The organism is Haloarcula sp. 1CSR25-25 (genome assembly GCF_032027985.1).
In the GTDB taxonomy this organism is placed as follows: domain Archaea; phylum Halobacteriota; class Halobacteria; order Halobacteriales; family Haloarculaceae; genus Haloarcula.
Genome location: NZ_JAHYBW010000007.1, coordinates 182160 through 195014 on the forward strand (window position 1 = coordinate 182160; position 12855 = coordinate 195014).

At 54.6% G+C, this 12855-nt stretch carries 11 protein-coding genes; 4 read left to right on the forward strand and 7 right to left on the reverse strand.

Annotated features, from left to right (window positions below; translation table 11 throughout):
* Positions 1-21 precede the first annotated feature (21 nt).
* Together KZ498_RS18740 and KZ498_RS18745 are read left to right on the forward strand one after the other, a co-directional pair.
* Positions 22-1890: a flippase activity-associated protein Agl23 gene (locus KZ498_RS18740; protein WP_156105557.1), complete on the forward strand. Its 1869-nt coding sequence runs from the start codon at positions 22-24 to the stop codon at positions 1888-1890.
* Positions 1871-2563: a S26 family signal peptidase gene (locus KZ498_RS18745; RefSeq protein ID WP_197052308.1), complete on the forward strand. Its 693-nt coding sequence runs from the start codon at positions 1871-1873 to the stop codon at positions 2561-2563. Before KZ498_RS18740 ends, KZ498_RS18745 begins: the two co-directional genes overlap by 20 nt.
* A gap of 122 nt (positions 2564-2685) precedes the next feature.
* On the opposite strand, the gene KZ498_RS18750 is transcribed toward KZ498_RS18745, so the two are convergent.
* Positions 2686-3690, reverse strand: a complete 1005-nt coding sequence (locus KZ498_RS18750) for a PrsW family intramembrane metalloprotease (protein ID WP_312620749.1) — start codon at positions 3688-3690, stop codon at positions 2686-2688.
* A gap of 705 nt (positions 3691-4395) precedes the next feature.
* On the opposite strand from KZ498_RS18750, the gene KZ498_RS18755 reads away from it, so the two are divergent.
* Complete coding sequence (locus KZ498_RS18755; RefSeq protein WP_049984687.1) at positions 4396-5445, forward strand: sodium:calcium antiporter; 1050 nt, start codon at positions 4396-4398, stop codon at positions 5443-5445.
* Positions 5446-6058: 613 nt separating this feature from the next.
* Here the strand turns inward: KZ498_RS18755 and KZ498_RS18760 are convergent.
* On the reverse strand, positions 6059-7294 hold the full coding sequence (locus tag KZ498_RS18760) for an Nramp family divalent metal transporter (protein ID WP_156105567.1): 1236 nt from the start codon (positions 7292-7294) through the stop codon (positions 6059-6061).
* A 140-nt stretch (positions 7295-7434) separates the two neighbouring features.
* Positions 7435-8124, reverse strand: coding sequence for a metal-dependent transcriptional regulator (locus KZ498_RS18765; RefSeq protein ID WP_049984689.1), 690 nt, complete (start codon positions 8122-8124; stop codon positions 7435-7437).
* A 191-nt stretch (positions 8125-8315) separates the two neighbouring features.
* Between KZ498_RS18765 and KZ498_RS18770 the strand changes: the two genes are divergently transcribed.
* The gene (locus KZ498_RS18770; protein ID WP_156105558.1) at positions 8316-8843 is read left to right on the forward strand and encodes a hypothetical protein; all 528 of its coding nucleotides are present in this window, start codon (positions 8316-8318) and stop codon (positions 8841-8843) included.
* A gap of 530 nt (positions 8844-9373) precedes the next feature.
* On the opposite strand, the gene KZ498_RS18775 is transcribed toward KZ498_RS18770, so the two are convergent.
* From KZ498_RS18775 to KZ498_RS18790, 4 genes are all read right to left on the reverse strand, one after another.
* The gene (locus KZ498_RS18775; RefSeq protein ID WP_049984691.1) at positions 9374-10699 is read right to left on the reverse strand and encodes an arylsulfotransferase family protein; all 1326 of its coding nucleotides are present in this window, start codon (positions 10697-10699) and stop codon (positions 9374-9376) included.
* Positions 10696-10962: a hypothetical protein gene (locus KZ498_RS18780; protein ID WP_081926983.1), complete on the reverse strand. Its 267-nt coding sequence runs from the start codon at positions 10960-10962 to the stop codon at positions 10696-10698. Before KZ498_RS18780 ends, KZ498_RS18775 begins: the two co-directional genes overlap by 4 nt.
* An 8-nt stretch (positions 10963-10970) precedes the next feature.
* Positions 10971-11348 carry a helix-turn-helix domain-containing protein gene (locus KZ498_RS18785; RefSeq protein WP_049984693.1) on the reverse strand — a complete coding sequence of 126 codons (378 nt, stop codon included), beginning with the start codon at positions 11346-11348 and terminating at the stop codon, positions 10971-10973.
* Positions 11349-11756: 408 nt separating this feature from the next.
* Positions 11757-12731, reverse strand: coding sequence for a transcription initiation factor IIB family protein (locus KZ498_RS18790; protein WP_049984695.1), 975 nt, complete (start codon positions 12729-12731; stop codon positions 11757-11759).
* Between the last annotated feature and the right edge of the window lie 124 nt (positions 12732-12855).

Here is a 12855-nt window from a genome sequence, read left to right on the forward strand (position 1 = left end):
TCTGTAGAATCACGGCCCTCAATGGAAATCAGGATTTTTATGCGCAGATCTGACTCGATATTCTATGTGCCCTCTGAGAAAGCTCCCACTCTAAATTTACGATGGATGCGCACGATTCGCCTTCAGCGTGCGATCGTCGTCATCACTGTTATCGCACTCGTTGCTCGCCTCCTCTTCCTCGGTCAGCGGATCGCCCACTTCGACGAAGGGCGCGTCGGCTACTGGACCCTCCAGTATATGCAGACCGGGTCATTTCACTATCATTATATCACACACGGGCCGTTCATCCAATTGCTGAACACCTACGTATTTACTCTACTCGGAGCGACTGATCTGACGTCTCGGCTCATCGTGGCTATTGTTGGTGGGTTACTCCCCGGGACTGCCCTCTTATTTCGTGAGCATCTCAACGCGGGTGAACTAATAGCCCTGGCGCTCTTCCTCGCCTTCAACCCTGTCCTTTTGTATTACTCCCGCTTCTTGCGCAGTACCATCTTAGTTGCCGGGTTCATGTTCGCCGCGTTCGGCTGTGTCGTCCGAGCCTATGATACCCGACGGATACGATACGTCTATGCAGCGGTCGTGTTGACAGCGCTGGGCTTCACGGCAAAGGAGAATGCTGCGGTCTATCTTCTCACGTGGCTCGGCGCGACGGCCCTAATTGTTGACGATTCACTCTTTCGACCGGGAACGGGTACTTCTGGATTGACACGTCTTCAGTCAACCTGGCACCAGTTGGTTCAGCGGTGGTCGGTCTATCGGAGATCTCTCCCTCGATATATTGGCCATTCAACCCTGATAGTCGGATTATTTCTCGGCATCATCCTGTTTTTCTATGCGCCGCGGACGGCCGATCCCAGCGGAGTGGGACTGTGGCAGGCACTTACGAATCCGGACCGTTTCCCTGCGCTTGTTGATGCAACAGTGACGGATATCGAGGCGGGGTATTCGTACTGGTTCGGCGGTGTCTCGCAAGAAGATGACCTTGTCGCGGTCTTCCTCGACTTCTTCGGGCGATTCGTCGAGGTCCTTTTCACGTACGCTGGACCGCTCGTCCTGTTCGCAGTCGGAGGATTCGTCCTCGAACGGTATGGCACTCGGTCTGTGCGATACCTGGTGATGTTCGCGTCCTACTGGGGATTTGTCAGTATCCTTGGCTATCCGCTCGGGACCGACATCTTCGGGGCATGGATTACCGTCAATGCACTCGTCCCACTGGCCATCCCGGCGGCTGTCGGCCTCGCGTGGCTCTACCGCCAAGCCACCGATGCCTGGAATCGTGACGACCGGCTGAATGCAAGCGTGGTCGTGATCCTTTTGTTGCTCGTCGGAGGCCAGGTCGCCGTGACGACCGTGAACAGTGTGTACCGCCATCCAACAGCTGACCACAACGAACTCGTCCAGTACGCCCAGCCAGCCGATGATTTTCGAACCGCACTGCAGCCGCTGGATGCCCGTTCGCCGTCGGATCCTGACGTCGATGTCGTGTTCTACGGCGAGGAACTACTCGCAGAGAATCCTCCACAGCGGGGTATCCGGCCGCTCTGTGCTGACATCTCTTCGACGCTCCCACTCCAATGGTATCTAACGCGGGCCAACGCGACTGCCACCTGCGCCGAAAACGAGACAGAGTTTGAACGCGTGGTTTCAGACACTCGTCCGGTAGTGATCATCGCCCGAGCGAAACACCAAGGCACACTTGCGGACGACCTCGACGGCTACGTGGCACGAACGTACCGTCTTCGCACCTCGAATGCAGAGGTCGTTATGTTCATCGACACTCGCCAGTCCGAACAGAGCAGCCGAACGAGCAGCTCTCGAGAACCGTACCGCTGGGACCCCCGACGTTCACCATCGAATTGGGTACTCGATGACGGGGCAGTCACCTGACAATACGCAACCTGAAACGATGACCAGGAAAGATTCCCCGCCAGATGGATACGCCATCCGAGAGTGGATTCGCTGGCTCAGGCAAACAAACCACCCGGTCGTCCAGATCGTTCGCGACCTGGTGAGTAGTGCGCTCGTCGTGCTTCTTATCGGAGTCGTTTTGTTTGCGATTAGTGGCGTCTGGCCGCCGATGGTTGCTGTCGAAAGTGGCAGTATGGAACCGCATATGTCTCGTGGCGACCTCGTGTTCGTCGTCGAGGAATCACGGTTCGCACCCACAGCGGCTAGAGATCCCACAGGTGTCGTGACCTATCGGATTGGCAAGCGAGTTGGCTATCGAAAATTCGGCAGCTATGGAGATGTCATCGTGTATCGACCAAATTACGCTGGAGGTACACCTATCATTCATCGTGCTCGCTTCTGGGTGAACGAGAGCGAGAACTGGTACGACAAAGCCGATCCCGCATATCTCGATGGTGAGAACTGTCGTGAAATACCAAACTGCCCAGCTCCTCAGGCGGGATTCATTACTAAAGGGGATGCAAATAACAAGTACGATCAAGTGATGGGACTCAGTGGTCCTGTTCGGCCCGTATGGATAGAAGGGAAAGCGGAACTCCGGATTCCGTGGATCGGGTACATTCGGTTACTATTCGGTGTGCTCGTAGTATAGAACGCGCTTTGTACCACCGAACTACGGTGGTACGATTGGATTGAGGGACCGGGAGATTGGAGCGGGCAGGCCGCAATCACAGAACTGGCGGGAATCGCTCTGCTCCACACCGATTTCTGTCTCTATAGTTGTCGATCTCCCGTTTGTGTAGTAGCACCGACCGTCTCATACACCGCCTGATACCGGACAATTTTCCTGTAGAGCAGATAGCTAAAGAGGGCCACGTACCCGATTATGAACGCGAGTGTCGCAAGAGCAGGAGGAAGGCTCAGGCCCGCCACGAGCGCGTTCGGGACGACCGTCGAGAGTGAATTGTACGTCCCGTGGATGAGCGCAGCGATAAGTAACCCCTTGACGATTATTGGTCCTGCGTCTTCAGGATTGAACTTTGCCAAGCCCAAGTAATACCCTGCAAAGGCGGAATAAATAACGTGCCCGGGCCCCGCTAACGCACGGACAGCGGCCGTCCCCGCAACGATTCCGAGGACTGGTATTTCGCCCCCGGCGCTTCCCTGAAGCGCTGTCTGGAGTCCACGGCTGACGTAGAGCGCATTCTCGATAGTGGCAAACCCGAGGCCAGCGAACGCACCGTAGACAGCCCCGTCGATAACCGAATCGAACGAGTTGCTATTAAATGCATACAGTCGAACGGCGAGCAGTTTGACAAATTCTTCGATCGGCGCAACGACGAGGTAGAAGTACAGGGACAGTCCCACGATCGGAATCCAGACAAAGAGCGGTTGCGTGAGACTGTTGATGACGGCAGCAAAGTTCGCGAACAGCAATCCGAGCAAAAACGTCGCGAGTAACAGCCAGAGTGGCTCGCTAGTCGTGGGATCCGCGTACCAAACATATGCTGCGAGTCCGAACGCGGGGGCGACAGAGAAGAACACGAGAACGGTAACGATCGGTCGGTCCAGTAGAAGTCCGAGGCCACCGAGAGCGACCAGCGTTAGTAACAGAAGTATGCTGAGAAGAATGACTACCGCGCGACTCACGAAACGGAGGCCGTTGTACACGCTGACAGCGACGCGATCGAGAAGCGTCCGTTCGTACCAGTTCGCGATCTCGTATAACTCGCGATCGTTGTCAGCAGCCTCAGATATTGGCTCCCTATCCTTACCCATACGACCTCTTGTATTGGTTCCACCAAAAATCCTCACGCAGAGAGCCAGTCGCTCTGATCAAACAGGATTGGTCTTTTGATCACCCGCTTCTATTCGTAAACCCGGAAAGAGTACGTGACCGCCGCCATCGGAGTGACGAGCCATGTCTGCTACGCTTCTTCGTGTCCCTGTTATCACATTTTTCAACTTCGTCCCGCCTTGTAGATGCAATTGAACAAACATATGGAATATCTCTCTAATCCTACCGGAGACACGGAATTACGCCCTCGACTCGTTCGTGAGTGCAGTGGTAGTAACCTGGATTTCGATGGTCTCACCACCATAAATCGACGACTCGGGGCCGAAACACGGGTGACGGTATCTCGAGCTGGTGACTCACCAACGCAAATATGATACATTCCTACAGCCAAGACACTGGAGTTCGTCCGGCCCTGTTCCGGAGCGACCACATCGGCCGTTGTACACCGGACCGGCAGAAGGAGCCATTCGATCCCACCGTCGTCCGCTTAGCGTACATGAAGTTCCTCCTGGCGTGCGTCTGTAACTCGACGACCGCGTACGTAGACATCCCGTTCCCCATGTTCGGAACAGTGCCAGTGAGCGTCGTCCACTCGACGTCTTCAGACACTTTGATGCGAGGCTTGACGTTGGTATAGTGCCAATCACCGAAAGCCCTGATAGGGAGGATGGCGAAAAAAGAAACGTATGGCTGTCTGGCTCTGGATTCTGGTACTTATTGGAGCAGTGTGGCTGGCGGATTGGGGGGCGGATCACCTCGCTGACCCGCTCCGAAAGATTCGCCGACAGTGGGGGATCACCGGCACTGGTGGGGCGGCTCTCCTCGCCATCGTCACAGCGAGTCCAGAAGTCGCAATCAACACGACGAGTGCCCTTCGCGGCGTTGGTGGGATCGGTCTCGGGAACATGCTCGGCTCGAACATTGTCTCCTTCCCACTGATCTTTACCATTGCGTATCTGGCGTCGCGGCGCGAACTGACGGGCAATGGCGGGACGACGCAACGGGAGAGCGACGGGGAGTCACCGATCGACGGGGCAGAGTCACACTCAGCGCATATACAGCAACGCTTACTCCGTTTAGATCGACGAAGTGTGACGGTGTTGGTGCTCCCGTATCTCGGAATCCTCGGCCTTCTCGCACTGCTGACGATTCCGGAACAGTGGCAGGGACTGCAGCCGATCGATGGCGTCATCATGCTCGTTGCGTATGGTCTGTATCTCACGCAGGCAGTGTATCGAGGTCGTGAGGAGGGAGAATCGGTAGAGTGGTCGACGAAAGAGCTGGGTCTCGCGGTCGCTGGCGTCGGTGCGTTGGCAGTCGGCGCGTATTTCACGGTTCGCGCGACGGAGAATCTGATTGCGGCGTTCGGCATCTCCGAAGTGATCGGTGGCCTGTTCATCACAGCGACAATGAGCACGGCACCGGAAGTCTTCAAGACGTGGCGAGTCGTGAAGAGCGGCCAGGTCACGGCTGGCACGGCGAGTGTTGTCGCAGACAACGCTGTGACAGTGACGATCGGCTTCTTCCCGCTGGCGCTCGTGACCCTGCCGATTCAAAATATGTTGCTGTTCTCGGTCAACCTAGCGTTCGTCGCACTTATGCCAGCGGCGCTGGCGCTGCTCATACACTTCGGCTCTGACGACCACGGACTCAAGCGCTGGCAGGTGGGGGTCCTCGACTCTCTCTATCTGCTATACCTCATCGTTATGGCGTTCGGCATCCTCCAACTCCTCTGAGTACCCCGTGAGTGTGGGGCACTTCCGCGAGTATTGCATTGAGAACCCGAAATTTGGCTCGATAAGCCAACGTGATATCCCGCACCACAAATAAAGAAGGTATAATTTCAAGAGAGCATTCATTGTGACTGAGAATCCTTATAGTCGTTTCCGTTCGCAGGTCTCCAATAATGCCGCTTATTGATATACACACGCGTATATGCTAAGGTAGTTAATATGAAACACCGGTTCCCAAAGGGGTTGTTACAATAGCTCTAATGTAACATGGCTTCAGCTCCTGATGAGCGCCAATCTTTGCCGTGCTGTTACAACAGTGCTGCTGTAACACCTGTCTCAGAAAACACCAAATTTCAACGTACAGGAAAGTTGTGCTGGTGCTTGCGGTCAACTGCCTCATTGGCGTCGTCCCAGAATTTTTGACGTAAGCACGACGATACCACGGACTTAATCGCATCCAGTCAGGATCAGAGTTATCTTGCTCTCTCAACCCAGAGGGCGCCTATATAGAATGCCCAACTGTAAAGTTCATGAGATCAATATCATGTTCTCTATGTGCTCTTCAATTTGAATCAGCTACTGTGTAATGCTATCTCAGGTCAGGAACACAATCGAGTCATCCAGGCGTCCCAGTACCGGATAGTGTCGAGTACAGGAGCCACACGTTCAAAACAACGATGAGGCCGATAATAACCGCGAGCCCATAGGTCGTCCTCGTCTTATTCGTGAAACTCCCCATAATGTCCTCTTGGTAGGTGAACCAGAGCAAGGGGATGAGGACGAACGGGAGTTCGAAGCTCAGCGCAACTTGGGAGGCCACGAGGACACTCGTCGGATCGAAGCCCGCTATCACGATGGCGAGGCTCGGGACGAGCGTCACGGAGCGACGAATCCAGACGTTCACGTTGAGGTCCAGAAATCCATCCATGACGGTCTGCCCGGCCATAGTTGCGACCAGTGATGATGACAGTCCGGCCGCGATGAGCGCGATGCCGAAGGCGAAACTCGCATTCGTGCCAAAGACTCCTTGGAGTGTGACATACGCCTCGGTGAGTGTTTCAATACCTGTCCCTTGAAGCGATGCAGCGGCAACGATAAGCATAGCAGCATTCACGAACATCGCGCTGAACAGTGCAAGCGTCGTGTCGATGCTTTCCAGTCGGAAGTGGCGCCGATGAACAGCTTCCGTATCCCCGTTAGCTTCGATTTGCTGTTGTCGACGATCCTGGACAAGTGTCGGATGCAGATACACGCTGTGAGGCATGACCGTCGCACCGAGAATCCCGATCGCAATAAACAGCGCACTCGAGTTCGGGATCGACGGTGCTAGCCCCGTAGCAATTTCCCCGGCGGTCGGTTGCGCAAGTGCCATCTGGAAGACGAATGCAAGCGAGATCACCCCGACAAGCGCCATGATCGTGAACTCGATCCACCGAAAGCCACGTCGATAGGCCGTACGAATGCCGAGCAAGGCGAACGAACTTATTCCGGCGAGGCCCGCCCCTGCTGCTAGCGGGAGTTGGAAAACTAAGCTAAACCCGATCGCAGCACCGATGATTTCGGCCATATCGGTGGCGATCATCGCAAGTTCGGCGGCGGCCCAGAGCGGCCAGACCAGAGGTTTGGGCAACCGTTCCCGACAGAGTTGCGCGACGCCTTTCCCCGTTGCGATCCCAAGTTTCGCAGCGATGATTTGAATCCCAATAGCCATCAGGCTCGCAAGGACGATCACCCAGAGCAGGGCTGTCCCAAACTTCGCGCCGCCGGAGATATTCGTCGCCCAGTTCCCAGGATCCATATACGCGACACTAATGAGGAATCCCGGCCCGAGATAGTACAGGAGTTTTCGCAGTGACGGGCGACCTGTTGGACCCGTCTCACCATCTGAGTTTGGAGTCACAATCTCTCTGAAAGGAAGCTAGATGTGGTTAATAAAATACCCATCGAACCAAATTTTAGATTTAGTCTAATCTAATCCACTTGGGACATCGGTCACGGAACCGACGTTGACGCTTCGCCGGTTTGATTGGCCCAAATAGAACGAGCAACGCTAGTCGGCAGGGAGACGATCGTCTCGTAGGAGTGAGGTTGAATACTGATCATTCCGATGGGGGTGACCTCTTTGATGGTAACGCGCGTTCCGGGTTTGATTCCATGTGCCTCGAGATACCGGAGAATTTCAGGATCCTGATTCCGAACTCGCTGGATAATGACTGTTTCGTCCACGCTGAAGTCGATAAGTGCTGTCCCGGAAGGGTCTTCAACAGGATCCAAGTCGGCACTCGGAATCGGATCACCATGTGGATCGACTCGAGGCTCGTCAAGCCTGGTAGCGAGCCGGTCGATAAATGTCTCGCTCACGTGGTGTTCCAGCCGGTCGGCTTCGTCGTGAACTTCGCTCCAGTCGTAGCCGAGTTCTTCGGTGAGATATGCTTCGAGTAAACGGTGATGGCGAATCACTTCCAGCGCGACGGATTCACCCGTCGGGGTGAGCTCGACGCCCTGGTAGGGTTCGTGGTTGACCAGGTTCTTCTCGGCCAGTTTCTTCAGCATGCTAGTCACAGTCGGTGGCTTGACGTCCAGCTGCGTAGCGATGTCCGATGTTTTGACGTTCCCATCGGCTTCCGCGTGGAGGACATAGATCGCTTTGAGATAGTCTTCCATGACAGCACTCAACATCATCGATGAGTAAATTAGAAACGCCTAATTCTTATATTTGTCTGCCGAGAATCCATCCCGACTACGGTACTCACATAGACCATCTAGGTCACTCCCGAGGTGCTTGACCTGTTCTCGCGTGTAGAGGTCAATACTGGGTGTGCTCCCAGTCGTCGCACCAAAAACTGGTAATGCAGCGGCGCTGAATGACATCTATGGAGCTTGGTGACCACGTATTTGATACTCAGGACGATGACCCGGATGTTGCCATCGTTGTACGCGTCCCTGAGGAGGAAACCATCGCAGACTGGACGTATGAAAGGAATGGGAAGGAGATATCGACAACGGACGAGAATCCTGACTACTCGGCGGACGCCCAACTAGTGAATGTCACCTTTGTTAGGGATCTGAAGAATGAGTGGCCAGAATGGAAGGACGTTGCACCGGCTGAATTCTGGGATGGGGTATGCGACCGCAGCATACCTGTGTATGGATTTCCTGAAGGGCGGTTGGGGTACGTCAAGCCGCCGGCAACGCTGGAAGAGGCGATAAAACAGATTCAAGGAAATGTTGATGTAGTGGAATGGCGACTTTCCGAACAGTATCTCCATATAGAGAATATGAATGAAACGTATGCAATCAGACCGGATGGAAGTGTTTCCGGCAATGGGATCTACGCCGATTATCTTGAAGAGTTGGTCGCAAATCCGAACGGGGAACCAACATACAAGTATCAGACATGACCCCTCAGCCGGTACCTGGGAGTCGAAAAGCGTTGGCTCCATAATTGAGTGGGGAAATGGTAGTCTGCGAACATTTCCGGATCCTCATTGAGAATGACTCGGACGAAACCTACTTGGAAGGCATTTCAAATTTCAAATGAAGATCGTACCGTATTCCATAGCTAATAAAAAAAACTCTCCCCAGGTAGACGCTTTTGGAACAACTACCCGTCGCGATCAGAATACGCTCAGGGTGAGTGTCTTTTCGAAGAACGATTATCGTCTCAATCTGCCCCGGTCTATTCGGAAAATATTTATTGCTGACAGAGTCCAACCAATTGGATGGACCACCGGCCTGTACCATGTACCCATGATTCGCGATCGGCCCATCCAGACGGTGGTCCACACTTAGTCCTACGTATCCCCTAGCTTCGTCTGTCCTCGGGTATCCGTTAGATATTACTGATGTCCTCGTGATCATCATCCTGATACCTTCGTTACTGTTTGAGATACACATCGATTTGAGGGTGAGAGCTATGTTCTCAGTACAGTTACCGTCTCCAGAACCGGTCCACGACACCTGTAAGAACGAAAAGCATCGACACGATTGTCAGTCCAAGCTGTGGCTCGCGGAACCAGAATGGTGTCGAAGGAATAACTGCTCGGAGACCGACAAGCATCAGCGAAAGAACTGACACATCATCAGATGGTGTATTGATTGATCCTGAATCTGTAGCATACTGAGGTGCTCCCACAGACTCACCGACTGGGAGTCGATCTGCTTCATACGGAATTCGCTCCGTTTGGACACTCCAGACGACAGCCCCCGATTCGTTCACTTCGACGATGCGCCGATTCAGCGTGTCCGTGATCAACGTATTCCCGTTCGGGAGACGATCGGCGTCTCGAGGCCAGTTGAACGGAATACCACCCGCCCTTTCGAGAGTCCACGCCGGTGTCCAACTGCCGTTCGCAGTCTGGTGGAGTTCGACCACGCGGTCGTTCTCGCTGTCGGCGACAAGGACAGCGTCCTCTCCGAGCCACTGGGGATTGTGCTGGTGATTGAGCACCGTGGGATCACCGCACCGCACCTCACCGTCGTTGTCGTAATCGGCTAGCTGCCCGGATTTACGGCAATTTGCATCGTTCGAATTCGTCGTATCTTTATTGATGACATCGACGACCCCCTTACCACGCTCAACAATCACGAGCTGGTTGGCGTTGCGGACTGAGACGAGATACCGACCCTCGTCGATGACATCGACGTCATTGATGTGCAGCCAGTCAGTTGTCGTCGGGTCTTGAGGAGCATCGTAGAATGAACTCGCGTTCCACTGCCACGTAACTTCGCCATCTTTGACGGTGAAGATACGCTCGTACTCCATATCGGTGACCAAGTATTCTCCCGATTCGAGTCGTTCGACATCGTGAACTTCACTGTTCTTTTTCGTCCTCACGGGGAAGCTATACTCGGAAAGCACGCGAGGTTCGGGCTGCGGATTGATGACCCGGAATCCAGTTCGCGTACACGGTGATTCGTATGGACCACACGAAGCGTATCCACCATCCATGAACCCAGCTAGGACCGTTCCATTCTCGGTTTTCGTCACGTCGAAGTAGCTGTCGGCGCTTGACTCGCGCCATGTGACGTTCGTACCGTTGAGGAGATAGACGCTGCCATATTCGTGCCACCCGGGACCCCCGCCTTGCGACCCGACTATTGTCAGCCGTTCCTGGTTTGCGTCTGAGGCTGTTCCGATTGCTGGAGCGAGGGCAGCACTAACAACGAGAGTAGTGACAAAAAGAGAGAGACCCGCAACCACAAGCAAAGTGCCTCTCGACGGTAGTCTCGAACTGAGATCGTGTGTCACCGTCATTTCTGAATATAGAGAGAGTACATTATGATCGCCAGCCCAATCGCTACAAGGAGACTATTAATGAGAACACCTATTTGAAGTTCGACCCCGAGTAGCTGGTGAGCAATACCCGCAAGGAGTGCACCAAACGTGATGATTCCAAAACCAGCAGCAAGTGCACGGAGCGAAGGCTCTCCAGTTCGTCGATGAGCCTTGTAGGCGATGAATGTAATCCCACCACCGAGGGCAAGAATCACGGTCTTGATGACGAGAATCGCAAGCATCGTTTGACTCACAGCTCGTCACCCATCTTTGACCAGATATTCGCAAGGCGTTCATCAGCACTCCGCTTGGGCCGGCTAATCTCGACATCGATCTGATCGTCGTCGTCCATCGATATGGTCACGTCAGTAAAATCACGTTGGTACCGCGTGATTCGTCCTCCCTCTGGGTGGATCTCGATACGTTCCCGGACGAGGGAAGCTGTACTGAGGAGATCTAGTTTCCGATACACCGTCGATTTCGGGATATCACACCGTTCGATGAGTTCCTTGGCGGTCATTGGTTCAGCGGTTTCTCTGAGGATGGTCTGACACTCGGGGTCATCCAGCGCATCGAGGACAGCCTGTAGTGGCGAGGGGTCCTCATTAGTTGCTGGATCGTCGCCCATGGTCAGGTTTTGAAACGGCTGTGGAATAGGTCGACTGATTCGGAGTCGGTCGGAGGTGAGTCCGCCATCCGCTATCTTGCTCGAAATTCTGTGGGATCATACAGTACACGAAGGTTCGTGGGTTCAAATCGCGGTGGAGTACGACCATTGAACTGCCGCTCATGTTTCATCAAACAGTTTCCTCCACGGCCGCTCCCGTGAAAGCTCGCTCTCGTCGTTGAGCTGTGCGCTACCCTCCTCTGTCAGGCGATAGCGCCCTCCGCCAATCGGAGAGATGAATCCGTCGTCGTGAAGCCGAGCACAGGCCTGATCGACAGTAATTGGGTGATCTTCAATTCGAGTGGCAATTTCCATGACGTGAAGTGGGCCATCTGCCTCCAGCGCTCGGAGAACGGCTCGGTCCATAACTTAGACACCCGACTGTCCATCCTGGACGTCAAGAAGTTCCTGATAACGGTTCCTGATAGTGACTTTACTGACGTGGGCTGCGTCGCTTACCATTGCTTGGGTGAGGCCTTCGTTCGTGAGATGTGTGGCGGCATACAGGGCTGACGCTGCGAGGCCCGCAGGACTCTTCCCGCTGTGAATACCGTGAGATTTTGCAGTCTCAAGAAGGTCGCGTGCGACCCGCTCAGCTTCGTCGCTCACCTCAAGCGTCGACGCAAATTGGGGAACGTATGCTACCGGATCGGTCGGTTCGATTTCCAGCCCGAGTTCCCGCGACAGGTACCGGTAAGCGCGCTGAACCGGGAGTTTCTCGACGCGGCTTACTGTCGTGAATTCGACCAACGTCCGTGGTGTCCCATACTGTCGAGCGGCAGCGTACAGACAGGCAGTCGCCATACCTTCGATGGACCGGCCAATGAGGAGTTCTTCCTCAACTGCTCGGCGGTAGAGCACACCAGCGATCTCACGACATGACTGCGGAAGGCCGAGCGCGCTAGCCATACGATCGATCTCGCCGAGTGCCTGTTTGAGATTCCGTTCCTGGGCGTTTTTCGTCCGAAAGCGTTCGTCCCAAGTCCGGAGCCGCTGGAGCTGTGCTCGCTGATTGGACGGGACTGGGTTTCCGCGGGCGTCTTTATCTTGCCACCCGATCGTCGTACTGAGCCCTCTATCGTGCATGAGGTTGGTGGTCGGTGCCCCGACTCGACTCCGCTCGGTTGTTTCATCGTCATCGTAAGCGCGCCATTCGGGTCCACGGTCGAGAGCGTCTTCGTCGAGAACGATGCCGCAGTCCTCACAGGACACCTCTCCGTGTTCTTCGTCGGGGACGATCCGACCATTGCATTCTGGACAGATCTCGCGGAACGACTCGCCCGATTCTCGCTGCACTGACTCGCGAGCATCTCGTTCGTCTGGTCTGATAGATATCTCGTTCATAGGTCCTGCTTGCCGGGACTTCACATCCTCGGCCGAGTGGTTCTCTCTAGCAAACTCCGGTTCGGAATCAGTGTAAATGAAGGGCGGATTCCCATCGTTTGGGAATCCACCAAACAGGTTCACT